Annotated in this window: 19 protein-coding genes; 11 read left to right on the forward strand and 8 right to left on the reverse strand. The window is 52.9% G+C overall.

Annotation, left to right across the window (positions count from 1 at the left end; all coding sequences use genetic code 11):
* Positions 1-16 precede the first annotated feature (16 nt).
* From F3J40_RS02100 to F3J40_RS02125, 6 genes are all read right to left on the reverse strand, one after another.
* Positions 17-3,043 carry a sarcosine oxidase subunit alpha family protein gene (locus tag F3J40_RS02100; RefSeq protein ID WP_167012393.1) on the reverse strand — a complete coding sequence of 1,009 codons (3,027 nt, stop codon included), beginning with the start codon at positions 3,041-3,043 and terminating at the stop codon, positions 17-19.
* On the reverse strand, positions 3,040-3,408 hold the full coding sequence (locus F3J40_RS02105) for a sarcosine oxidase subunit delta (RefSeq protein ID WP_167012394.1): 369 nt from the start codon (positions 3,406-3,408) through the stop codon (positions 3,040-3,042). Before F3J40_RS02105 ends, F3J40_RS02100 begins: the two co-directional genes overlap by 4 nt.
* Positions 3,409-3,472: 64 nt before the next feature.
* Entirely contained in the window at positions 3,473-4,723 is a 1,251-nt protein-coding gene (locus F3J40_RS02110) for a sarcosine oxidase subunit beta family protein (protein WP_017348142.1), read from the reverse strand.
* Between the two features lie 25 nt (positions 4,724-4,748).
* On the reverse strand, positions 4,749-6,050 hold the full coding sequence (gene glyA / locus F3J40_RS02115; RefSeq protein ID WP_167012395.1) for a serine hydroxymethyltransferase: 1,302 nt from the start codon (positions 6,048-6,050) through the stop codon (positions 4,749-4,751).
* Between the two features lie 357 nt (positions 6,051-6,407).
* Positions 6,408-7,493, reverse strand: a complete 1,086-nt coding sequence (locus F3J40_RS02120) for a GlxA family transcriptional regulator (RefSeq protein WP_202813421.1) — start codon at positions 7,491-7,493, stop codon at positions 6,408-6,410.
* A gap of 34 nt (positions 7,494-7,527) precedes the next feature.
* Entirely contained in the window at positions 7,528-8,904 is a 1,377-nt protein-coding gene (locus F3J40_RS02125; RefSeq protein ID WP_167012396.1) for an L-serine ammonia-lyase, read from the reverse strand.
* A gap of 110 nt (positions 8,905-9,014) precedes the next feature.
* Here F3J40_RS02125 and F3J40_RS02130 point away from each other — a divergent pair, with 110 nt between their 5' ends.
* The 9 genes from F3J40_RS02130 (at position 9,015) to F3J40_RS02170 (ending at position 18,138) form a co-directional block, all read left to right on the forward strand.
* Positions 9,015-9,944 carry a LysR substrate-binding domain-containing protein gene (locus tag F3J40_RS02130; RefSeq protein ID WP_167012397.1) on the forward strand — a complete coding sequence of 310 codons (930 nt, stop codon included), beginning with the start codon at positions 9,015-9,017 and terminating at the stop codon, positions 9,942-9,944.
* A gap of 424 nt (positions 9,945-10,368) precedes the next feature.
* Entirely contained in the window at positions 10,369-11,778 is a 1,410-nt protein-coding gene (locus F3J40_RS02135; protein ID WP_370659849.1) for an amino acid permease, read from the forward strand.
* A 323-nt stretch (positions 11,779-12,101) separates the two neighbouring features.
* A complete protein-coding gene (locus tag F3J40_RS02140; protein ID WP_167012399.1) occupies positions 12,102-13,133 on the forward strand; it encodes a hydroxymethylglutaryl-CoA lyase-like TIM-barrel protein in 1,032 nt (343 codons plus the stop codon).
* Entirely contained in the window at positions 13,130-14,275 is a 1,146-nt protein-coding gene (locus F3J40_RS02145; RefSeq protein WP_167012400.1) for an isocitrate/isopropylmalate dehydrogenase family protein, read from the forward strand. The genes F3J40_RS02140 and F3J40_RS02145 overlap by 4 nt, the downstream gene beginning before the upstream one ends.
* Positions 14,276-14,977: an RraA family protein gene (locus tag F3J40_RS02150; RefSeq protein ID WP_167012401.1), complete on the forward strand. Its 702-nt coding sequence runs from the start codon at positions 14,276-14,278 to the stop codon at positions 14,975-14,977.
* A 109-nt stretch (positions 14,978-15,086) separates the two neighbouring features.
* Positions 15,087-15,452 (forward strand): antibiotic biosynthesis monooxygenase family protein, encoded by a 366-nt coding sequence (locus tag F3J40_RS02155; protein WP_167012402.1) that lies wholly within the window; start codon positions 15,087-15,089, stop codon positions 15,450-15,452.
* 28 nt (positions 15,453-15,480) lie between these two features.
* The gene (locus tag F3J40_RS02160) at positions 15,481-16,458 is read left to right on the forward strand and encodes an NAD(P)H-dependent flavin oxidoreductase (protein ID WP_167012403.1); all 978 of its coding nucleotides are present in this window, start codon (positions 15,481-15,483) and stop codon (positions 16,456-16,458) included.
* Positions 16,459-16,516: 58 nt separating this feature from the next.
* Positions 16,517-17,287, forward strand: coding sequence for an alpha/beta hydrolase (locus F3J40_RS02165; RefSeq protein WP_167012404.1), 771 nt, complete (start codon positions 16,517-16,519; stop codon positions 17,285-17,287).
* On the forward strand, positions 17,284-18,138 hold the full coding sequence (locus F3J40_RS02170) for a DUF6282 family protein (RefSeq protein ID WP_167012405.1): 855 nt from the start codon (positions 17,284-17,286) through the stop codon (positions 18,136-18,138). The genes F3J40_RS02165 and F3J40_RS02170 overlap by 4 nt, the downstream gene beginning before the upstream one ends.
* A 44-nt stretch (positions 18,139-18,182) precedes the next feature.
* Here F3J40_RS02170 and F3J40_RS02175 read toward each other — a convergent pair whose 3' ends face one another.
* Together F3J40_RS02175 and F3J40_RS02180 are read right to left on the reverse strand one after the other, a co-directional pair.
* The gene (locus F3J40_RS02175; protein WP_167012406.1) at positions 18,183-19,328 is read right to left on the reverse strand and encodes an LLM class flavin-dependent oxidoreductase; all 1,146 of its coding nucleotides are present in this window, start codon (positions 19,326-19,328) and stop codon (positions 18,183-18,185) included.
* Positions 19,329-19,613: 285 nt separating this feature from the next.
* Positions 19,614-20,519: a LysR family transcriptional regulator gene (locus tag F3J40_RS02180; protein WP_167012407.1), complete on the reverse strand. Its 906-nt coding sequence runs from the start codon at positions 20,517-20,519 to the stop codon at positions 19,614-19,616.
* A gap of 168 nt (positions 20,520-20,687) precedes the next feature.
* Between F3J40_RS02180 and F3J40_RS02185 the strand changes: the two genes are divergently transcribed.
* On the forward strand, positions 20,688-22,226 hold the full coding sequence (locus tag F3J40_RS02185) for an MFS transporter (protein WP_167012408.1): 1,539 nt from the start codon (positions 20,688-20,690) through the stop codon (positions 22,224-22,226).
* Between the two features lie 45 nt (positions 22,227-22,271).
* A complete protein-coding gene (locus F3J40_RS02190; protein ID WP_167012409.1) occupies positions 22,272-23,522 on the forward strand; it encodes an MFS transporter in 1,251 nt (416 codons plus the stop codon).
* The last annotated feature ends 413 nt before the right edge of the window (positions 23,523-23,935 follow it).

The raw sequence follows: 23,935 nt of genomic DNA on the forward strand, positions 1-23,935 counted from the left end.
TTTTGCTTTAGCTGAATCAGACATTCTGGCGCTCTCCTTTAGGGTCGATAAATACCGTACTCACAATTTCTGCCTGATGAATTTCGCCATCTGAACCGGTGAAGAAAATGGTTTCACCCATACGCTCATGGCCATTTTTCACCACTGCCAGCGCAAAACCGCGATTCAGGGTGGTGCTGTAGTAGCTGGATGTCACATGGCCCAGCATCGGGACCGGCAGCGTGCGCTGTTCCGTCGCGATGATCTGTGCCCCTTCTTGTGGGATCACCTGTGGATTTTTCGGCAGCAGGCCCACCAACTGTTTACGCCCTTTCTGCTTAGTGTCTTCACGCGTCAGAGCACGTTGACCAATCCACGAGAAGGCTTTGTCATAGCCCACACACCACTGCATCCCTAAATCTTCCGGCGTCATCGAGCCGTCGGTATCCTGACCGGCAATGATAAAGCCCTTTTCTGCACGCAGAACGTGCATGGTTTCCGTGCCGTACGGCGTCAGCTGATACTTCGCGCCATGCTCAAACAGGGCTTTCCAGACGTGCAGGGCATAGTTAGCCTGAACGTTAATTTCGTACGCGAGTTCACCGGTGAACGAGATACGGAACACGCGTGCCGGTACGCCCGCCACTTTGCCCTCTTTCCAGTCCATGAATTTGAACTTCTCACGGTCGAGATCGATATCGCACACTTCTGCCAACAACTGACGCGCTTTTGGCCCGGAGATCGACATGGTGGCCCAGTGGTCGGTCACGGAGTTAAAGTACACTTCCAGATCTGGCCATTCCGTCTGCTGCCACAGTTCCAGCCACTCCAGCACGCGGGCTGCGTTGCCGGTACTGGTGGTCATCAGGAAGTGGTTCTTACTCAGGCAACTGGTGGTACCGTCATCGAAGACCATGCCGTCATCACGGCACATCAAGCCATAGCGCACGCGTCCTACCGGCAGTTTGGCCCACTTATTGGTGTAGACACGCTCCAGGAACTCACGCGCACCAGGTCCCTGAATGTCAATCTTACCTAGGGTAGACGCATCCAGAATCCCTACACCGCTGCGCACCGCGCGGCACTCACGCGCCACCGCCTGGTGGATGTTTTCACCGTTACGTGGGAAGTACCACGGACGTTTCCACTGCCCGACATCCTCAAATTCCGCCCCGTTATCCAGATGCCACTGCTGCAACGCGGTGTAACGTATCGGGTCGAACAGCTCCGCAGCGTGACGACCGGTAATCGCACCGAAGGCGACCGGCGTATAGTTCGGACGGAATGTAGTGGTACCGGTATCAGCAATCGTGCGGCCAAGGCAACGTGCCGCAATCGCCATACCGTTGATGTTACCCAGCTTGCCCTGATCGGTACCAAAGCCCATCACGGTGTAACGCTTGATATGCTCAATTGACTCAAAGCCTTCACGCGTAGCCAGTTCGATAGAGGCCGCCGTTACGTCATTTTGCAGATCAACAAACTGCTTCGGTGCACGCAATGTCGGTTTCGGGTGTGGCACCTGATACAGCGCCAGGGTTTCGCCTTCATGGCGCTGGTTGCTGACCGGCAGATCCACTTTCACGACATTGCCGCCCATATCACTGGCCGCACGTTCACCCGCTTCCAGGCCGTCACTCAAGACATCGCCCAGCGCATAGGCACCGCGTGCGCCGCCCACAATCAGCATCCCTTTCACTTTGCCGGCAACGAAACCGAGAATATCTTCACGCCACACCGGACGAGCACCGGTATGGGAAGCCAGGTGGATCACCGGGCTGTAACCGCCAGAGGAGGCCACGGTATCGCACTCCAGCGTGATCGGCTGGCCTTGAGTGGTAAAGTTGTGCAGGTTGATGCGGTCAACCAACACCTTACGTACGCGGGTCGATCCCTGTGATTCAATCACCGCACTACCGGTAATCACCCGAATGCCTTTGGCGCGTGCTTCACGGACTAAAGTGCCTTCTGGTGCGGTACGCGCATCGACAATCGCTACCACGTTAGCGCCGCTGTCATGCCAGTCTAATGCGGCACGATAGGCGTGATCGTTGCTGGTAGAGAGCACCAGTTTGGTGCCCGGCACCACGCCGTAACGCAGGATGTAGTTAGAGATAGCGCCAGCCACGAAGTTGCCTGGGATATCGTTACCGGCATACACCAGCGGGCGCTCATGGGCACCCGTGGCGAGCACCACACGTCCGGCACGCACACGGTGCATACGCGTTCTGACTGGCTTCTCACCATTTTCTCGTGGCGAAGTCGCTGCCAGATGTTCAGTACGGCGTTCCACCAGGGTCACAAAGTTCTGGTCGTGATAACCGTTTGCGGTGGTACGCGGTAATAACAGCACATTCGGCATGGCGGCCAGCGCCTGCAATGTCTCTTCGACCCAGTGAACGCTGTTCTTCCCGCCTAACGTGTCACGGCTGTCCAACAGGCTTCCGCCCATCTCTTCCTGTTCATCGGCGACAATCACCCGCACGCCACTTTTACCGGCTGCCAGCGCGGCTGCCAGTCCGGCAGGTCCGGCACCGATCACCAGCACGTCACAGTGACGGTTCATATGGTCGTAGGTGTCTGCATCGCGTTCCAGCGGGCTGCGTCCAAGGCCTGCGCCTTTGCGGATGTACTTTTCATACGTCATCCACATCGAGGCGGGTTTCATAAAGGTTTTGTAGTAGAAGCCCGGTGGCATAAAGCGACCACCGACTTTGCCTACCATGCTCATCAAATCGATTTCGACACCCGGCCAACCGTTGGTGCTGCGCGCTTCCAACCCGGCATACAGTGCCTGCTGCGTGGCACGCACGTTTGGCACCTGCTCAGATTCAGCCGCGCCCAGCTGGACTACCGCATTCGGCTCTTCTGCACCTGCGGCGACAATGCCGCGTGGACGGGAGTATTTAAAGCTGCGGTTAACGATGTTGACACCATTCGCCAGCAATGCTGACGCTAAAGTATCCCCTTCGTAACCTTCCAGCTCTTTGTTATTAAATTTAAACGTGATCGGACGTGAACGATTAATACGCCCGCCGCGTGCCAGACGATGAACCTGTTTCATACATTGCCTCCGACCAGCGCTTTATCCTGCTCAGGCTGCTTTACAGCCGTCTCTTTTTGGCGCGGCAATTCCACCACATCAGAGTGTTGCGTGTGGGACGGTTGCTCACCAATTTTATAAGTTTCAAGAATTTCGTACGTCTGGGTATTGCGCGTCATATTAAAATATTTGCGACATCCGGCTGCATGCACCCACAGCTCGTGATGAATACCGCGCGGGTTTTTGCGGAAGAATAAATAATTCCCCCACTCTTCGTCAGAACAATTTTCTGGCGATTTAGGGCGCTCAATATGCGCCTGTCCTTTAGCGTGAAACTCTTCTTCTTCGCGATATTCACCGCAGCAAGGACAATAGATATGAAACATAGGCCTCCCGTCACTCAGAATAAAATCTGAGTTAGCTCTCGCATAATATGGTTTACAGCGTTATTTAGTGCGCTACTGCGGCGGCACCATGTTCATCTACCAGCGCACCGGTATGGAAGCGGTCAATGGAGAACGGCGCTGCCAATGGATGCATTTCACGTTTCGCCAGGCTGGCGGCAAACACATGGGCGGAACCTGGCGTGGCTTTAAAGCCCCCGGTTCCCCAGCCGCAGTTGAAGTACAGCCCTTCAACGCTGGTTTTCGAGATAATCGGGCTGGCATCCGGGGTGGTATCCACAATGCCGCCCCACTGACGATTCATACGCACGCGCGAGAACGCCGGGAACATTTCTACAATGGCCTGAATGGTATGTTCGATCACCGGATAACTGCCGCGCTGTCCGTAGCCGACAAAACCATCAATACCGGCACCGATCACCAGGTCGCCTTTATCCGACTGGCTGACATAACCGTGTACGTGGTTCGACATCACTACCGTATTCACAATCGGCTTCAGCGGCTCGGAAACCAGTGCCTGCAACGGGTGTGACTCCAGCGGCAGCTGTAAACCGGCCATGTTGGCGATGACGCTGGAGTTACCCGCAACCACACAACCCACGGTTTTCGCTTCGATATCACCACGGTTGGTGTGTACGCCGTAGATTTTACCGTCGCGGATCATCAAGCCTGTGACTTCGGTCTGTTGAATCAGATCGACACCGTGTGCGTCCGCACCACGAGCGAAGCCCCAGGCCACCGCATCATGACGAGCAACACCACCGCGCGGCTGCCATGAAGCGCCAATAATCGGATAGCGCGCATTGGCGGAACAATCCAGCATCGGTTCCAGCTCTTTCACCGCACGTGCATCCAGCACTTCACCATCGATCCCGTTCAGGCGGTTGGCATTAACACGGCGTTGAATATCACGCATGTCCTGGAGGGTGTGGCCGAGGTTTAATACCCCGCGCTGGGAGAACATTACGTTATAGTTCAGATCCTGCGACAGCCCTTCCCATAATTTCAGCGAGTGCTCAAATAAATTCGCTGAGTCATCCCATAAATAGTTTGAACGAACAATGGTGGTATTACGCGCGGTATTTCCGCCGCCCAGCCAGCCTTTTTCAATCACGGCGACATTGCGAATACCAAACTCTTTAGCCAGATAATACGCCGTGCCTAAACCATGTCCGCCACCGCCGATAATAATAATATCGTAGGATTTTTTTGGCGTTGGGTTGTGCCACAGTTTCTGCCAGTTCTCATGATACGTCAGGCCATTTTTAATCAGGCCAAATCCTGAATAACGCTGCATAGTGCTCTCCCGCGAGTGTCTGTATTTACGCCGTAGCGAACTGGTGGTCGGCTACCTGCTCGGCATCGCCATAAACCGGATATTCGCTGCAAAGTTCAGCGACCTGGGCACGTACCTGCTCTTCAATCGCCTGGCTGTCTTCTTTTTTCGCCAGCACATCCAGAATGTCGCAGATCCAGTTAGCTAACTTCTCGCACTCCACCTGACCAAAACCACGGGTGGTGACGGCTGGCGTACCAATACGCAGACCGGAAGTGATAAACGGACTTTGTGGGTCGTTAGGCACCGCATTTTTGTTCACGGTAATGTGAGCACGGCCCAGTGCAGCATCCGCAGCTTTACCGGTAATGCCCTGATTAATCAGAGACACCAGGAACAGGTGGTTATCGGTCCCGCCAGACACCACATCGTAGCCACGTTTCAGGAACACATTCGCCATGGTGCGGGCGTTATCCACCACCTGCGCCTGGTAGTAAACGAAGTCCTGCTCCATCGCTTCACGGAAGGCGACAGCTTTGGCCGCAATCACGTGCATCAGTGGGCCACCCTGCTGACCAGGGAACACCGCACCGTTTAATTTTTTGTACAGCGCTTCATCACCCAGCGCGGAGAGGATCAGGCCGCCGCGTGGGCCACGCAAGGTTTTGTGGGTGGTTGTGGTCACAACGTGCGCATAAGGCAGTGGGCTTGGGTAGGCTTTTGCCGCAACCAGACCAGCAACGTGTGCCATGTCCACCATCAACCATGCGCCTACGCTGTCAGCGATTTCGCGGAAGCGTTTCCAGTCGACGATGCGTGAATAGGCAGAGAAACCGGCAATAATCAGCTTCGGCTGGTATTCCTGCGCCAGGCGGGCAACTTCTTCATAGTCGATCTCGCCGGTTTTCGGGTTGAGACCATATTGCACCGCATTGTAGTGTTTGCCAGAGACATTAGGTGCCGCGCCATGCGTCAGGTGGCCACCGTGTGCCAGCGCCATCCCGAGAATGGTTTCGCCCGGCTGAACCAGCGCCATCAGTACTGCGGTGTTTGCCTGCGCACCCGAGTGGGGTTGTACGTTAGCGAAATCGGCACCGAACAGCTCGCAAGCGCGCTGAATGGCCAGGCTTTCCACCACGTCTACGTGCTCACAGCCACCGTAGTAACGCTTGCCCGGATAGCCTTCGGCATATTTGTTGGTCAGTTGGCTACCCTGCGCCGCCATCACCGCTTTACTGGCATAGTTTTCTGACGCAATCAGCTCAATGTGGGCTTCCTGACGTTTCATTTCGCTGACAATCGCCGCGTTAAGCTGCGGATCATTATGCTGCAATTGGTTCTCACTCATCCGTTTACCCTTCAATATTGATTAGTTGACCCGACAGCTCTCAGCAAGCCCGGAAGATATCCGGATTACCTCCTGCGTCTACAGTGATTGCAGCATAGCAATCCGCCTCTATTGTGACTTGAACGTTTGCGACAAGATTTTAGCCATTTTCACGTCAACACCAGTAAAAATGCGAGATTGGTCAAAAAATGAAAGGGAGATTATTTGTCTGTTTGCGCTAATCGATAAGAAAAGGTTATTGCTGGATGGGCTATCAGAAGACAGCCTGATGGGGCTGTCAGCAGAGGGGAAACAGGGGGAAGAAAAACTGGCTACCGTCTGAGCATAGCCATTACGCCAGCAATGAACAGTGGCTTATCACCACTTTGTGGCGTGGCTATCAATATGTAAAAAGAAGGGGTCGACCTGATTTTCCGCCAGCGGGCTGCCGGATTTGCGCACGCTGGAGGGCGCATAGCCAAAGTTTTCGCGGAAATGCCGGGAGAAGTGCGCTGAGTCCGCAAAGCCACAGCGCTCGCTGATGGCAGTGATACTGCGATCGGTATAGTGCAACAGCCACAGGCCATAGCGCAGCCGTAGATTGCGCGAGAAACGCTGCGGCCCTACGCCTAACTCATCCTGGAACTTGCGTTCAATATTACGCCGAGAAGTGCCGATGCGCTTCGCCAACTCCTCAACCGAGATCACTTCTCCCAGATGCTGCGAAATAATATCAATCGCACGGCGTACCAGACGATCCTCCACGCGTTCGAAAATCACCGGCTGCGGCTGCGGATGTTCACCGCGCCGTACTTCATCAATCAGCATGATGTGCAGGCTTTTCATCGCCCAGGCTTTACCCAGATGGCGCTCAATCAAATAGGCCGCCACATCCGCCGCCGCAACACCGCCTGCGCAGGTGATTAAATGTCCTTCGTCGACAAACAGCCGATCGGCCACCGGCGTAACATCCGGGAAGCGGCGGGTTAAATCGCCGTGGTGATACCAGCTGACGCAACAGCGCTTACCGGCCATCAGCCCGGCATGAATCAGGGTAAACACCCCGGTACACAAACCAATAATTGGTACATTGAGCTGTGCCGCCTGGCGCAAATATTCTACTGCGCGCTGATCGGCCTTTTCCCGCTCCTCCTGCACCCCACCAATCACCACGATATAATCAAACGCCTGCGGATCGCGCAGCGTTTTACAAGGTGAGATGATGGCACCACAGCTGGCAACCGCACTTTCACCGGAGCTGGTCATAAAGGTCCAGTTGCAGCGCAGCGGGCGGCTGCGATCGCCCTCATCCGCAGACAGGCGTAAGCAGTCCACAAACGCGGCAAAAGGCAATAAGGTAAAACGGTTAAGCAACACAAAGCCCACCGATAAAGGGCGCTGTGCTTCCGGTAGTGTCATCGCGTGTTCTCGCCAGGCGCGTTCATCTATTTCAGGGGGACTCACGCTAGCATACTCTCCCCCTGTTACTCCACTGCCCTTAGCATTCAACATAGTTAACCGCCAGCCCACCGCGTGAGGTCTCTTTGTACTTCTCGTGCATATCTGCGCCAGTGTCACGCATGGTGCGGATCACCCGGTCGAGGGAGATAAAGTGTTCACCGTCGCCACTCAGCGCCATTTGCGCGGCGTTAATCGCTTTCACTGCGGCAATCGCATTGCGCTCGATGCACGGGATCTGTACCAGGCCACCCACCGGATCGCAAGTCAGACCGAGGTTGTGCTCCAGACCGATCTCCGCGGCGTTCTCTACCTGTTCCGGCGTGCCACCCAACACTTCTGTCAGACCGGCCGCCGCCATGGCACAGGCAGATCCCACTTCGCCCTGGCAGCCCACTTCTGCGCCAGAAATAGAGGCGTTCTTTTTACACAGAATGCCCACTGCTGCTGCCGCGAGGAAAAACTTGCGCACATCCTGCGCGGTCGCCCCCGGTGAGAACTGCATGTAGTAGTAGAGCACAGCCGGGATAATCCCTGCGGCCCCGTTGGTCGGTGCGGTTACCATGCGGCCACCGGCAGCATTCTCTTCGTTAACCGCCATGGCGTATAAGTTGACCCACTGCATCGCCGAGAGCGTATGGGTAATGAGGTTAGATTTAGACAGCGTGACCAGCTGCTGATGCAGTGCAAACGCCCTTCTGCGCACGTTCAGTCCTCCTGGCAGAATGCCCGGCTGTGATAATCCACGCTGGATGCAGTCGGTCATGGCTTGCCACACTGAAGCAATGCGTTGGTCAATCTCCTGCTCACTGCGCCAGACGCGTTCATTCGCCAACATCAGGTCCGAGATGCTCAGCTGATGCTGCTTGCACAACGCCAGCAACTGTCGGCCAGAGGAAAAATCATACGGCAGCTCGCTGTTGTCGCTGTCCAGCACGCCGCTGGCGACCTGCTCCGCGTCCAGCACAAATCCGCCGCCCACCGAGTAGTAGGTCTGTTCGACGATCTCACCGCTGGTCAGCTGCGCGACGATGGTCATACCATTGGGGTGATAAGGCAGCGAGCTGTCGAGCAGCTGCATATCGCGCTGCCAGATAAAGCTGACTTCCCGCTCGCCCGCCAGCAGGATTTTTTCCCGCGCAATGACCTCATCCACCTGCATCGAGGCTTCTTGCGGATCAACCTGGTCCGGCCAATACCCCATTAAGCCAATCACGCTGGCACGATCGCTGCCGTGACCGATGCCGGTGGCAGAAAGCGAGCCATATAAACGCACTTCAACCCGTTCAATCTGATCTAATATTCTATTTTCCTGCTGTTTCGTTATAAATAACGCAGCGGCACGCATTGGACCCACGGTATGAGAGCTAGAAGGTCCAATGCCAATTTTAAAAAGATCGAACACGCTGATTGCCATGATAGCTATCTCACATTAAGTTAAGGGTTACTTTATTTTCTTAGCGTGCGACACAGCACCCTGTTGTGACAATCGATATATTCTTAACCACGGTTTAGTTGAACTAAAGAATGCGAAAAATAACCACCTCTCAGGTCCATGCTCATTTACAGGTTTTTGCCTGCGCGGCGCGACATCTCTCTTTTACGCGCTGTGCAGAAGAACTCAACGTCACACCCGGTGCAATTAGCCAGCAAATCAAACAGCTGGAAGAGAATCTTGGATTCAGTTTATTTCATCGCGCTGGTCGGGGTTTGCAGCTCACGGCGCAGGGGCAACGTCTGGCGTTAGTCGCAAATGAAATACATGAACGGGTAATGGAAGAGCTACGCGATCTCAACTCCGCCGGGATTAGCGGCGTATTTCGTCTGCGTTGTATTCCTTCATTTTTAAATAAGTGGTTGATGCCGCGCTTGCCGGCCCTGGCAAAAGCCTTTCCTAACATTGAACTGCGTATTAATGCGGAAGACAGCAGTGATTCGCTCCGTGGCGAGGAGTTTGATCTGGCGATCGACCTCAACGATGGCAGCTACGCTGGGCTGCTGACCACGGTATTATTTGAAGAGCAGATCTTCCCGGTTTGTTCGCCAGCACTGCTGTCGGGCAGGCCGCCGCTCTCTGATGCCAGCCAACTGGTGCACTATCCGCTGCTGCATGATGTCACCGCATGGCGCGGCAGCTACGAGTATGCCGAGTGGGAATTTTACCTCAAGGAAACCGGCGTCAAGGGGATTGATGTCCGCCGTGGCCACTGCTTTAACCGCAACTATATGACCATTGAAGCGGCCAAAATGGGCATGGGCGTAGCGATTGCCCGTAAGTTTCTGATACAGAAAGAGCTGGATGAAGGCACGTTGATCATTCCCTTTGGCGAGCTTATCAGCGCCCGCAAACGCTATGTTATCGCCTACAGTGACGGGACATTAAACAACCCAGCCAAACGCGCTATCTTCGACTGGCTCATCGAGCAGGCTGAACTCAGCCAGTCGCAATACACCTGAAGATATTCGTGACCAGGCGCACATTAAACAGTGCGCCTGGACGCTGATAATAACTGCCACTGATTTTGTCCAGTCGGAAATGTATTAGCGTTCACATAATAAGAAAATAATATTACGTGAAACGGTTGCCTTTTTTTCATTTCGCCACCTTCCTTCCATAAATGCCATTGCGGCGCGAACAGCCTCAAATAATGTCGCAAACATTCAAGCTGGAAAAAAAAGCCACTGTTACGCTCAATTTAAGCCAGCAACCGTTTAATGGGAGGAAATATTTACGTTCAGTCCGTTAATGTGATCGCTATCGTGTTCCGGCACTAAATGAAAACAAAATATGTAACCTTCATCACAACAAAAAACTGCGAGCATAATTAAACGAGTAAACACAGCGTTAATCATAATTAACCCCTATCGCAAGCGGGAAGGAATGACTATGCCTGATTTAAAAAGTGAGCCAACATCTTTGGGCGATGGTTTAACCAATCGCCAGGTCACCATGATCTCTATCGCGGGTATTATCGGCGCCGGGCTTTTTATCGGTTCGGCGAATGCCATTGCCACTACCGGCCCTGCCATATTAATTTCCTATGCCATGACCGGCGTACTGGTGCTGTTAGTCATGCGTATGCTGGGTGAAATGGCCGTTTTGCATCCAGACTCGGGATCGTTTTCCACCTACGCCTCGGCTGCACTGGGCCCCTGGGCCGGTTTTACCATTGGCTGGCTCTACTGGTGGTTCTGGGTACTGCTGATCCCGGTAGAAGCCATTGCCGGTGCCAACATTCTCCATGCTTATTTCACCGCCGTTCCCGCCTGGGCCTTTACCGTCGCCATCATCGCCCTGCTTACCGTGACCAATTTATTCAATGTGAAGAACTTTGGTGAGTTTGAATTCTGGTTCTCGCTGGTGAAAGTGGTCGCCATCATTGCCTTTATTGTGGTCGGTCTGATGGCGGTGCTGGGATTCTGGCCGTTAGCCAATGTCAGTGGCGTGGCGCATCTGTATAACAGCGGCGGATTTATGCCACACGGCTTCGGCGCAGTGCTGGCAGGCATTCTGGTGACGATGTTCTCCTTCTTCGGCGCAGAGATCGTGACCATTGCCGCCGTGGAGTCCAAAAACCCTGGCGAGAAGATCCGCCGCGCCATCAACATGGTGGTGTACCGTATTGCCCTGTTCTATATCGTCTCTATCTTCCTCGTGGTGTCGCTGGTGGGCTGGAATAATCCAGGACTGCGCGAACAGGGGACTTTCCAGTTTGTGCTGACCACGCTCAATATGCCGGGTGCGAAACTGATGGTGGATATCGTGGTGTTTATCGCCGTCTGTAGCTGCATGAACTCCGGCTTATACACCGCGTCACGCATGCTGTTCTCCCTTGCCCGCCGTAAAGATGCCCCTGCTGCCTGCGCCCGTATCTCCAGCGGTGGCGTGCCACGCATGGCGGTGATTGGCTCAACGCTGGCAGGTTTCGCGGCCTGCGTTGCAAACTACGCTTTCCCCGGCAAGGTGTTTGACTTCCTGATCTCCACCACCGGTGCCATCGCGCTGATTGTTTACCTGGTGATTGCCATTTCCCAGCTGATCATGCGCCGTAACGCCGAACGCTTGGGCATGCCTCCGGCGTTTAAAATGTGGCTGTTCCCCTGGCTCACCTGGGCGGCGATGTTCATGATTGTGGCGGTGCTCGGCTATATGTTCGTGCTGGATGAGTATCGCGAGCAAGGCCTGCTGACGCTGGCGGTGACACTCGGTATCTTTATCCTGAGCCTGTATGTCACGCGGGACAGAACGCGAGTGGTCAACGGAGTGATGAGCCGCAACAGTAGCTGGTAATGCTGCAAAGGTGAGGCTTCAGGCCTCACCTTTTTATTTCCTCCTGCCAATTCCCGCACCACTCACCTAATCTGTAATCTGATTAAAGAAATTCACTCCTCTCACTTCGGACACACTAACCAATTTACGCTATACCGCATCCACTATATAACTGTGACCTCAGCGGTTAATTATTAACGCTGTGACGTAAAACAGAAAATCGCCGGTTCTACGTCATTAAATATAATAATTTACTATAGCAATAGAATAAATGCGCTCTTACTCCTGCTACTTTCCGTCAGCTGTTGATATGTATTCGAAAACAATATTCAAAGGGCCTCGCTATGAATTCCGTTAAAATTCTTGATGTTACTTTGCGTGATGGTGGATACAGAAATAACTTTAACTTTACCGAAGAATTTGCCTGCCATGCTGTTTCTCAACTCGCCGCTGCAGGAATACCCTACTGTGAAATTGGTTACTGCAATGGCTCATTTATCCGTAAACCGGAACATGGCTTGACCAGCGCAGTGAATGTGTCCTATCTCCGTGCCTTAAAAGCGGCAGCGGGTACACAATTAGCGCTAGCGGTGATGGTGCACCCTAAAAATGTTAACCAGCAAGACCTGGAGATGTTGCTGGAACAAGGTATCTCAATGCTAAGAATTTGCTTGCGCCGTGACCAGTTGCAGGCAGGCCTGCACACTATTGCGCTGGCAAAATCTTTAGGTTTCTTCGTCAGTGCCAACGTCACGCATGTCACCATGCAGACCCTCAGCGACGTCACCGATACCGCTCTACAGGCTGAAGCCGCAGGTGCTGATCTCATCTGCTTTGCGGATTCGAATGGCACCATGATCCCGGTTGACGTTGAACGCTTGATCAGTCGCGTATCTAACCGCGTATTAGTGCCTCTGGGCTTTCACGCCCATAATAATCTTTCCCTTGCATTAGCCAATGCTGCCAGCGCAATTGAAGCAGGTGCAGAATATATTGACACCTCAATTTGTGGCATGGGGAAAGGTGCTGGAAACTTACACCTTTCAATATTAATTGCCTATTTTGAGCGCATCGGTGCGCGACACCACTATGACCTGGTTAAAGTAATGGAATTATCTGAGCAGACCTCCGCTCGCGTCACCAATAGCCACATTGCCACACCACTGTTAGATATTATGTTAGGTGCATATAATTTCTCTTATGACGTGAGTGCACGTATTAAAGAAACACTTTCCACCTATCCACTGCCCACTGAATTTCATGCTTTACAGGTCATGTATCAACAAGACCAGGCGACATTTCACCGCCCTTTGACACCCAATCCGGTAAATAAGAACGCCACCTTCAACACGACTGCACAGGAAAATGTTCGATGAATCAGCCGCTGACAAAAAATATCTGTGTTTTACCCGGTGATGGCGTAGGTGCAGAGGTGACTGAATATACTTTGCCGGTGATTAAAGCACTGAATATTCCGCTTAATCTCGAATTTGCCCGTATTGGTTGGGAATGCTGGAAGGAAGAAGGGAATTCTGTTCCCCTGGCCACATGGGAAGCGATCAAACGCAATGACACCACGCTATTAGGCGCGATTACCAGCAAACCGTTACGCGAAGCAGAAGCGGCGTTGCCAGCGACACTGCGCGGAACCGGGCATAAGTTCGTCTCTCCCGTCATTCAGTTGCGACAGAACCTTGACCTGTTCGCTAATGTCCGACCGGTGACTGATATTCTCGGCAATCATCGCTTTCGCTTCACCGTTATCCGCGAGAATACTGAAGGGCTGTACGCAGGACTCGATTTTGGCAGTATCCCCGATGAAATCGAACCTTTGTTGCAACGGCGTGAAGCAGAAGGGGCTGGCTGGCAGCGCCACGGGCAGCAAGATGCGGCCATCTCGATTCGCCTGCAAACACGAGCAGGGCTTGTGCGCTTGTTCCGCTTTGCTTTTACTTATGCCCAGCAACACAGCTATTCCGTTGTTACCTTTGCTGATAAGCCAAACGTGCTGCGTTACAGCAGTGCATTTGCACGCGACATCCTTGATGAAGTGGCCGCAGAATTTCCTCACATTGCTTATAACGTGGAAAACATTGATGCCATCGCACTGTGGATGGTACGACGCCCGGAAAAATTTGGCGTGATTGTGGCAGAAAACATGTTTGGCGATATTTTGTCCGATCTTGGCGCGGGCATTATGGGAGGGCTTGGCTTTGCTCCAAGTGCCAATATTGGCCATCACAATGCCTATTTTGAACCGGTACATGGCAGTGCACCTGCTTATGCCGGGAAAGATAAAGCCAATCCCAGCGCGATGTTCCTGACGCTGTCGCTGCTGTTAGATCATCTGGGACTGAATGACGCGGCACTCGCCATTACCCAGGCCGTTGAGAAAGTAGCCCGCTCAGAGATCCGCACCTATGACCTCAAAGGCACTTACGGCACGCGGGCAGTGGCGGAGGAAATTATTCAGTCTGCACAATATTACTTTGATTCAAATAGACGTGGAGTCGCTTAAATGGGATATCAGCAACAGCCGTTCAATAATGACCAGGATTTTCTTAACGCCTTAGCAAAATTCGATACTGCCTCAATTTCTGATGCGCTCGACAGTATTGGAATTAGCGGTGGACTGGCGGGTATTGCTCAACAAACGCCGGGCACACGTACCTCCGGCTTTGCATTTACCGTGCAATATGAGCCGGTAACAGATCAGCGAGAATTTAAAAATGCAGCCAATTATATTGACCAGGTACCGCCCGGTGCAATTATTGTCTCTTCCAATAATGCACGCACCGATTGTACCGTCTGGGGGGATATTCTGACCCACTTTGCCAATCTGAAAGGCATTAGCGGTACGGTGATCGATGGTGTTGCCCGAGATATTCACACTGTTCTTGAACTGAATTATCCACTCTTTACACGCGGTCGTTTTATGCAGTCAGCAAAAAATCGTGTGCAGTTAAAGGCGGTGCAGGTCGCGGTAACGGTTTCCGGCGTCACAATCAATCCAGGTGACGCTATAGTGGCCGATGCCAGTGGTGTCGTGGTCATTCCGCGTCAACACCTACAGGAAGTGTTGGAAAAAGCGGCCAGAGTGGAGGAGACGGAAAGCCGTATTATTGCCAGTATTAACGCCGGGAGCACGTTAGAACAGGCACGCTTACAGCATCGTTACGATCAACCCTGGCTTGAGCAAGAGGCACAACCTCAGGCGTAAAACCAGCACAATACTTATCAACTCTCTATGTGTATGTAATACATCAGGTGCAGGCAACACGGTTTACGTTTGCTGCGCGCCATTAATACTTTAAATCAGGATGAATATTATGAGTAACCTTACTTCGTTTGATAACCAATCCATCAATGATGCAGATGCAATTTATCTGGTTAATGTCGTTCAGGTTAATGAAGGATTACAGGACCGTGCTATTGCCATATTAAAAGACACGGTGGAGTACGTTTCTGAAAATTACCCAGCATTTCGCTGGAGTCGGTTATTAAAAAGTGTTGATGGAAAAACTGTGATTAATCAGGCGCAGTGGTCTAGTCGTTCAGCCTTTGAAAAGCTGTTTAGCGATGAGGATTTCTTATCCCGCTATTCGCAACTCAAAGAGACCGGCACCTGGGAATATCATCTTTATAAGGTAGATGAATATATTCAACTTAAAGCCTCCGCGGGCGAGCCTGTTTAATCTTGCTACAGTGAATGAGAGGTTTGTGATGAGTACATTATCTACCGCATTAACGCGTCTGCTTAATATTCAACATCCTCTGGTTCTCGCCCCCATGGGGGGCGTTTCAGGCGCAGAACTGACGCGTGCCGTAAGCCAGGCTGGCGGATTAGGGCTACTCGGGGCCAGCTATGGTGATGCCGACTGGATGCGTCCGCAGTTAAGTGCATTACGCGATCTTGAACAGCCATGGGGAGTAGGCCTGGTCATGTTCACTGTGGCCAGACGCATGGAGCTGTTACATCTGGCACTGGACTATGGCCCGGATGTGGTTGCACTCTCCTTCGGTGAGGTTAAGCCATTTATCCAACCGATCCACAGCAACGGTGCCAAAGTGATTGTGCAGGTACATGATGTTGATCAGGCGATTGTCGCACATGAGGCTGGCGCAGACGCGCTGATTGTTCAGGGCGCTGAGGCCGGTGGGCATAGCCTGAAACGGGCCTCACTGCCACTGTTTCCGGCAGTGCGTGATGCATTAGGTGAAACCGTAATTCTGATCGGTGCCGGTGGGATCGCGGATGGGCGTGGCGTTGCAGCGGCATTTGATCTGGGTATGGACGGGGCCATGCTGGGAACCCGATTCCTCGCCAGTGATGAAGCTATTCCCTCTTTGAAGGTTAAGCAGCGCCTGGTAGACGCGGTGGCCAGCGATACTGTGCGAACTCGCATCTTTGATGACGTGCGAGGTATTAGTTGGCCTGCTCCTTATAGCGGGCGGGCAATTGCCAATGCGTTCTCTACAGAGTGGATAGGTAAAGAAGCGGCTCTGGCGGCGGATGTTGAGGCTCTTGGGCAGGCTTACAGCCAGGCACTTGCAGAAGATAATGTCGATATTCGCGCAATCTGGGCGGGTGAAGTCAGTGACTTAATCACGAATGTACAAAGTGCTGAAACGATTGTTCACACCACCATCCGCGAAACGGTGGCGCAGCTACAGCGTCAGCAACGTTATTTAATTAATTGATTTCGCCATCTGCCGCCGGTCACTCAGATCGGTGGCCCTGTCATAAGGGATGAACACCATGAGCAACGCGCCGGTTATTGTCAGGCTCGGTTCCGGGCAGAAAAAAATTCTGGTTATGTCTCCCGTGATGCCAGTCTGGGATCACGGAGCTTTTTTCGCCCCACTCAGTGACTATTTTCAGTCACGGGGATATTCGTTGTTAATTGTCGATTCGCTTTCACTTCCGATTCAGACAGGCGAGAAGATTACCGGGCTGGCACAGCGGTGGAAAACCGTGCTCGCTGAACATGCTCCGTTTGACCTTATTGCGGGCGGAGCCTTAGGGGGTGCTCTGGCGCAGTTGCTGGCCCTGGAGTGGCCAGAGACTCCCCTGTTACTGATTTCTGCACCCAGTCGTAGTACACCGGCACTCGAAAGATCGCTGTCACGGATGATAGAACTGGCACAATCTGGTGACCTGCTACAGGCAGAAAAACGCCTCGCCTGGTGCGTATTACCTGAGTCAACCCAGCCAGAACCTGCGCTCAGGGCGATTACGGTTAACGGTGATGCACTCAGTCGCCTTCGTCTTGTAACTGGATTTACTTACCTGCTCGGGCTGGATATCCAGACACAAACCGCCTCCCACAGCGGACCGCTGCTGAATCTTATCGGCGAGCGATCGCGTCTGGTTCGCGCAGAGAATTTCTCGCTACCACCTGAGCCCGAACGACAAATGAAACTGATTCCCGCTGGAGGCATGCGTCCATTAAACGATAACCTTGCTCTGGTGATTCAGCATATTGAAGCACAACTCCTTCAGCCAGCCGCCGCAGGGGGGCATTTATGAGCCACCAAGACCATGCTTTTATTGACGTCCATTATCACGTTAATCCAGATGCCTATATCCGACGCCATAGTGCAGTCCAGGTTGGCAAGCTGTACGCAAAATTCAACGGCAGTGTGATCCTGAAAAACCATCTGGGTTGTACAGCAGCACAGGCTTATGAAGCGCGCCAGCTCGGCCTTCCGGTTTACGCTTCGGTGGTTTTGAATGAGATTTCTGGCGGTATTAGCACCCGCGTGGTGGAGAGAAGTCTGGCGATCAATGGTGAAACGCCCTATCGTTTTATCGTTCATCTCCCTACGGTGACCGGGCGTAAACATACCAGCACGCTACAGCGTGCCACCAGCCATCCCGTGCTTTCTGCTCATCCGGTGCGCCCTCTCACCGTGAGCGATGAGTCAGGTAAACTGACAGCCGCAACGCTGGATATTCTGCGTATGGCGCGTGATTATCCACTGGTGACCTCAACCGGGCATGCGAATGCTAATGAAGTTCGACATCTGGTGGATGCCGCAGTCAGGTTCGGTGTGCGTTTAATGTTGAACCAACCCGCTAACCCAATGACGGGACTGTCTGCCCGCGATCTCGCCGAGATCGCGCAGGCTCCACAGGTCTACATCGAACAAACCGCGCTTACCTACTTGCTCGGCTATCAGTCCAGGGACGATTACTTTCAGGTGCTGAGTGAAGTACCACAGGTGATATACAGTTCCGATTTAGGGCAAACCAGCCAGCCGGATATTCCCGAATGGTTGCAGCTTTCGCAGCAGTGGTTTGAGCAAAGCAACACCACAGCCGCCAGACAGCGCGAGGTTATATTCACTACCGCACAGCAGATGCTGAGCCTGTCCTGAAAATCGTTGCCGGTCTTCACCTCCGCGTGGAGACCGGCATTTGATTACTCGGCGGTAAAAGGCTGACGCAGCCCGCTTTTTTCCAGCGCTGGCAGTACGTGCTCAACAAAATCTTTAATACCCGAGTGATAATCCAGCCAGGTCAGGGCAATACCATCAATACCCCAGTCTGAATATTTCTGGAACTGCTCAACAATACTGTCGACCGTACCTACCAGTGGAACGCCTGCAAAGCCCGCTTTAAAGTGAAACTTAAACTCCTCGGCCTCCGCCGGGGTAAAGATGCCGGTCTGAATCCCCAACTCACGCGTCAGATTATCCACACCTTCATCATCCCCCTGCTCTACCGCATAATAGTTCAGGTAATCCTGAGCTTCCTGCTCCGTTTCTTTTTGCACCACATATCCGTAACACCAAATTTTAAGATCGCGCCCGAACTCGTTTTTCGCCAGTTCTTTATACGACGCAATTTGCTCGCGTACTGCCGCTTCACCTTGCTGATGTTTGATGATTAGAAATGCAGCATCACAATATTGCGCGCAAAAACGTTTGCCGCGTGGTGACCCACCCGCGTTAATCAAAAACGGTTTATTCAGTGGCTTCGGCTCAGAAACCGCCTCCACCACATTGAAATACTCCCCCTTAAAATTAAAGGGTTCAGTGTTAGTCCAGGCTTTCTGTGCAATGCCAAGCCACTCGTCAGCATAGTCATAGCGTTTGTCATGTTCCATCATCTGCCCGTTGAACATGCGCATCTCTGCCCCATACCAGCCACACAGAATATTCAGACCAAAGCGACCGCTGCTGATGTGATCAATAGTGGCAGCCTGCTTGGCAGCAAACAGCGGATGTACCGTGGGTAAATGTGAGGTGGTGAAAACCGCGATGCGATCGGTAGAAGCCGCAATCCCTGCTGCCCAGGTGTAAGTTTCGAAACAGACCCCGCCGGTGTTATTTTTACCGCCAAACCCTTTCCAGCGCCCAACGGGGATAAATGCCTCGAATCCCGCCTCATCTGCCATTTTTGCAATCGCGAGGTTGCCATGCCAGTCATCCCCCTTCAGGCGTTCTGGTGCATTAGTCACCGCACATCCCCCTTCCGTATTTGTCGAGAAAACCCCAAGCTTCATGACGTTCTTCGTGGACCACATGGGGTTAGTCTTGACCTTATTCGTTGCAATACGACTCATCTGTTTCTCCCAGTACGTCACCTGTATTAAATACACAATGACAAAAGTTGATAATGAAACGCAGTAAGCCACCCCTGTAGTGCAGGCGTTTATCCCAAAAAAGTGTTTGCATAGGTAAAATTTCACTATTACCTGATTGATGCTACAATCTTTCGCTTAACAGAATAACCAGACTTTATTTAAATGGAATAAATCAACATGTCCGAATACTTCGGACAAAGTTGATAAACCGAAGAACTGGAATTAATTATTCATTCTATGCAATAAGATTTGCCATATGATTGATTAATTATTAACACCTGGTACTTCGGGAAATAAATGACTGCTCATAAAATCGATAAAAGCGCGCAGCTTTGGCGTTTGATAACGGCTTGAAGGCCACAAAATACGAAATACACCTTGATGCTGGGTGTAATCCCTGAGCACCACGATCAGCTCACCCGCCGCAATGGCCTGTTTCACCATAAAATCCGGCAGACATGCAATCCCCAACCCCGCTCTGGCAACATCGATCAGCACTTCGGTGGTATTGCAGATCATAGAGGCAGGCAGTACCGGTGCCATCTGTCCCTCAGGTATAACTAAAGGCCAGTGCTCAAAGCGTCCCGTGCTGGGAAACTTATGTTGCAAACAGGCATGCTGCTGCAAGTCTGCTGGCACCAGCGGCACCGGATGTCTGGCAAGATAGGCGGGCGAGGCAACTAACTGGAGTTGAAATTTACCTAACTGGCGTGACATCAGACGTGAATCCGCTAGCTCGCCGGTACGAATTACTGCATCAAACCCATCGTTGATCACATCAACCAGGGTGTCAGTGAAATCAAGATCGAGTTCAATGTCCGGATAACGAGCCATAAATGCCGTCATTGACGGCATCACCAAAGCACTCACCAACGGCAAACTTACTCTGAGCCGCCCTTTAGGATTTTGCTGCGTTTCTAACAGTTCCTGCTCGGCGGCTTCCAGCTCCTGTAATATGCGGCGGCATCGCTCCAGAAACATGGCACCTTCAGCGGTTAACGTAATGCTCCGCGTGCTGCGATGTAATAGCCGGACGCCTAATCGCTGTTCCAGCCGGGCGATACCTTTACCTACCGCGGAAGATGAAACACCTAAAATTCTTCCCGCCGCTGAGAAACTGCGTGTTTCAGCGGCATGAATAAAGAAGGTCATACCGGTCATTGATTCCATCTTATTTCCATTTAAGAAGTTTTGTCCGAATTGTAAGGAACATTAACCTATTTTTCTTTGTTCCGCACCCTCTTAGCCTGTGCTTCTGTGCAGAGAATTATGCTGTGAACAGAGAATAGATTAGTGGCTTTTCTAACCACTGAATTAACTTATTTATGGATGGTATTTATGACGCAAAATAAGCTTGCTCATGGCAGCTCAGCCGCGCGTAACGGACTATTATTGCTGGCAGCTTGTCTGACCGGCATTTTAATTCCACTGTGCTTTACTGGCCCGGCAGTTGTGTTGCCTGCAGTGAGCCTGGAGTTGGGCGGCAGTGCGGTACAATTAAACTGGGTGGTCAATGGCTACATTCTGACATACGGCAGCGCCATGATGGCCGCCGGTAGCCTGACCGATGCCTATGGCAGAAAACGCGTGTGGTTAATTGGCCTGCTCCTGTTCACGCTGGTGACTTTATCTATCCCGTTGGCAACGTCAGTGACTGGCATTGACATTTTACGCCTGCTACAGGGACTCGGCGGTGCCGCAGCGTTCGCCGGCGCAATGTCTTCATTAGCACAAACCTTCCATGGCCCCAGTCGACCCCGAGTGTTTAGCCTGCTGGGCACCACCTTTGGTATTGGGCTGGCGTTTGGCCCGCTTGCCGCAGGTTGGCTGGTAGAAATTGCTGGCTGGCGCTGGGTATTTCTGGCAACGGCACTGATTGGCGTGGTCGGCCTGATTTTAGTCGTCTTCGCCGCACGCGAGTCACGCGATCCTGCTGCAACAGGGCTCGACTGGGCTGGCGCGACCAGCTTTACCGCTGCGCTTGCCTTGTTTACCTACGCCGTGCTGCTGGCCCCGGAAGCGGGCTGGCAAAATGGGATCGTTCTCGGCTCACTGATACTGGCCCTGCTGCTGTTTGTTGCTTTTGTACGGATTGAACGTCGCGTCACGCGACCCATGCTGGATTTGAGCCTGTTCAGTCAGGCACGTTTTGTGGGTGTCCAGGTGCTTGCCGCTTCACCCGCGTTCTTTTTTGTCACGCTTATCGTCCTTTTACCCGGCAGGTTTATTGGCATTGATGGCCTCTCGGCTTTCGATGCGGGTCAGATGATGATTGCACTGGCGGCCCCGCTGTTACTGGTGCCCTTTATTGCTGCCTGGCTCTCTCACTGGTTTACCTCTGGCGTGCTCTCCGGCGTCGGACTGTTGCTGGTTGCGCTGGGGCTAGTCTGGCTGGGTGAGGTGATCTCAGGTGGCGCGGGTCCAGCCTTGATTGCGCCACTGGCGCTTACAGGCATCGGTATTGGACTCCCCTGGGGGCTAATGGATGGCATGGCAGTCAGCGTGGTGGAGAAAGATCGGGCAGGAATGGCGACTGGAATCTTTAACTGCGTTCGCGTCTCCGCAGATGGTGTTGCCATCGCCCTTGTCGGTGCGCTACTGGCCTTTCTGATCCAGAGCGGGCTCATCAATGCTCTGCCCGCCTCCCCTGTAGAGACCGTTGTCTCAGCGGCTAACCGTGCCGCGCTGGGCGAATTGCAGCAGGCCACCGCACAACTGGCAGATACGCAAAATCTGGTGCGACAAACCTACGATGCCAGCTTCCGCTGGGTGCTGTTCATCCTTGCTGCGCTCGCTGCCCTGACCGCACTGTTGGTATTCATTCTGCTGGGGCGGGCTCGCGCCCATGAACCCGTACACATTCAACATGAAGCCTGAACACCGTTTGCGCCCAGGCGCTGATTACTTTTACCGAGGTATGCCATGAAAGGTCAGACAGCCCTTCCCCCGAAAACTGCGTCATCGACGGCAATGTTCAGTTCGGCGTGGCTGGTTACCGCCGTATTTATGCTTTCTAACTCGCCTACCCCGCTCTATGTGCACTGGCAAGCTCAGTCAGGATTTTCCACCGGTACGTTGACGATAATTTTTGCGCTTTATATAGCAGGGTTGTTGGGTACGTTACTGATTGCAGGGCAGTTGTCCGATCGGTTTGGCCGACGTCCAGTGCTGCTGCCCGGACTTTCGTTAGCCCTACTGGCTTGCCTGCTATTCGCCACTGCGCATTCTGTGCTGGCCCTGGCGGTTGCCCGCCTGTTGACCGGTGTTTCGGTCGGTGTGATGGTGTCTGCAGGCATGGCGGCAGTGAGTGATTTTGCCAGCAGTGACCGTCGCCGTCAGGCAGCATTACTGGCTTCCGTATCGATGGTACTGGGGGCCGGTTTAGGCCCGCTGTTGGCGGGTGGTGTTGCACAGGCGTCCGCTGCTCCCATTCTGCCGGTATTCATTACCGAGTTTATTGTTCTGACCAGCGCATTAGTAATTGCATTACGCCTGCCTTACTCGCCACCGACCGTTGAGCGGACGCAACGCTTACGTTTGCGCTTGCCCAGCGTGCCACTCGCCAATCGACGCCATCTGGCTTGTGGTATCGCGACATTTGGTCCTGGTATCACGGCAACGTCTTTCGTCCTCGCATTAGGGCCATCCCTCCTTTCCCATTTACTTAATGTACAGAGCCCAATGATCGCGGGTGGCATGGCCTGTGCCATGTTTCTGACCGCAACCGGGGTCCAGTTCGCCCTTCGCCACTGGCACATTCGTCATCTTTTTCTTGCCAGCGTAAGTTCGACCGTTCTGGCGATGGCCAGCCTTGAAGCAGCGGTGCAATTTTCGTTCGCCCCCTTGTTAGTGCTGGCTGCACTGTTAGCCGGTGCAGGTCAGGGGTTAGGCCAGTTGGGAGGGTTAACCCTGATTGGCCTGCATGTTCCGGACAATCGTCGTGCAGAAGCCAACGCGGTGATGAATATTGGCGGGTATATTCCGGCAGGATTATTGCCGGTAGCAGCGGGCTTTCTGATTGATGCATTAGGGCTGGCTTCTGGAGCAACAATTTTTGCTGCTGCACTGGCCATTGCGGCAATTTTGGGGGGGCTATTTGTGAACCGTACACTGGCTGCACTTTTTCCGGCCATCAACGCCCACTCAGCCCCCATTGTCCAGGAGAACGATTGACGCGAAATGATAACGCCAGGCTCGAAGATTGAGCCTGGTTCCTGGCACCGATTCTCTTTTTTCAAAAATGCAGGAGGATTAACGACCCTCACACCCGGCAGATTGAGCCGCCTCTTTCCCTGACGCATCCCAGGCTACTTTACCCTCCCGCTACATCCCCCCTTCTCGTTCTGGCATACCTGCCGCAGCATGCCGCTATTGGGGGCATTCTCCCCAGACATCCCCGCCCTGAAATGTAGTGAATGCAGGGATCTTTTTAGTGTACTACTACATTTGCCTGTGATTGAATGATTATCAATAACATCAGAGGTTCGTTCTCATCTGCGCCTAACGTTGAGCAGTGCGGAATACGCATTTTTCTTAACCATTGCCGTCAGTAGATTGGGAATGCATAAACACATCATCTCATCACC

Origin of the sequence: Candidatus Pantoea multigeneris, from assembly GCF_011752615.1 — a bacterium.
GTDB classification, from domain to species: Bacteria; Pseudomonadota; Gammaproteobacteria; order Enterobacterales; family Enterobacteriaceae; genus Pantoea; species Pantoea multigeneris.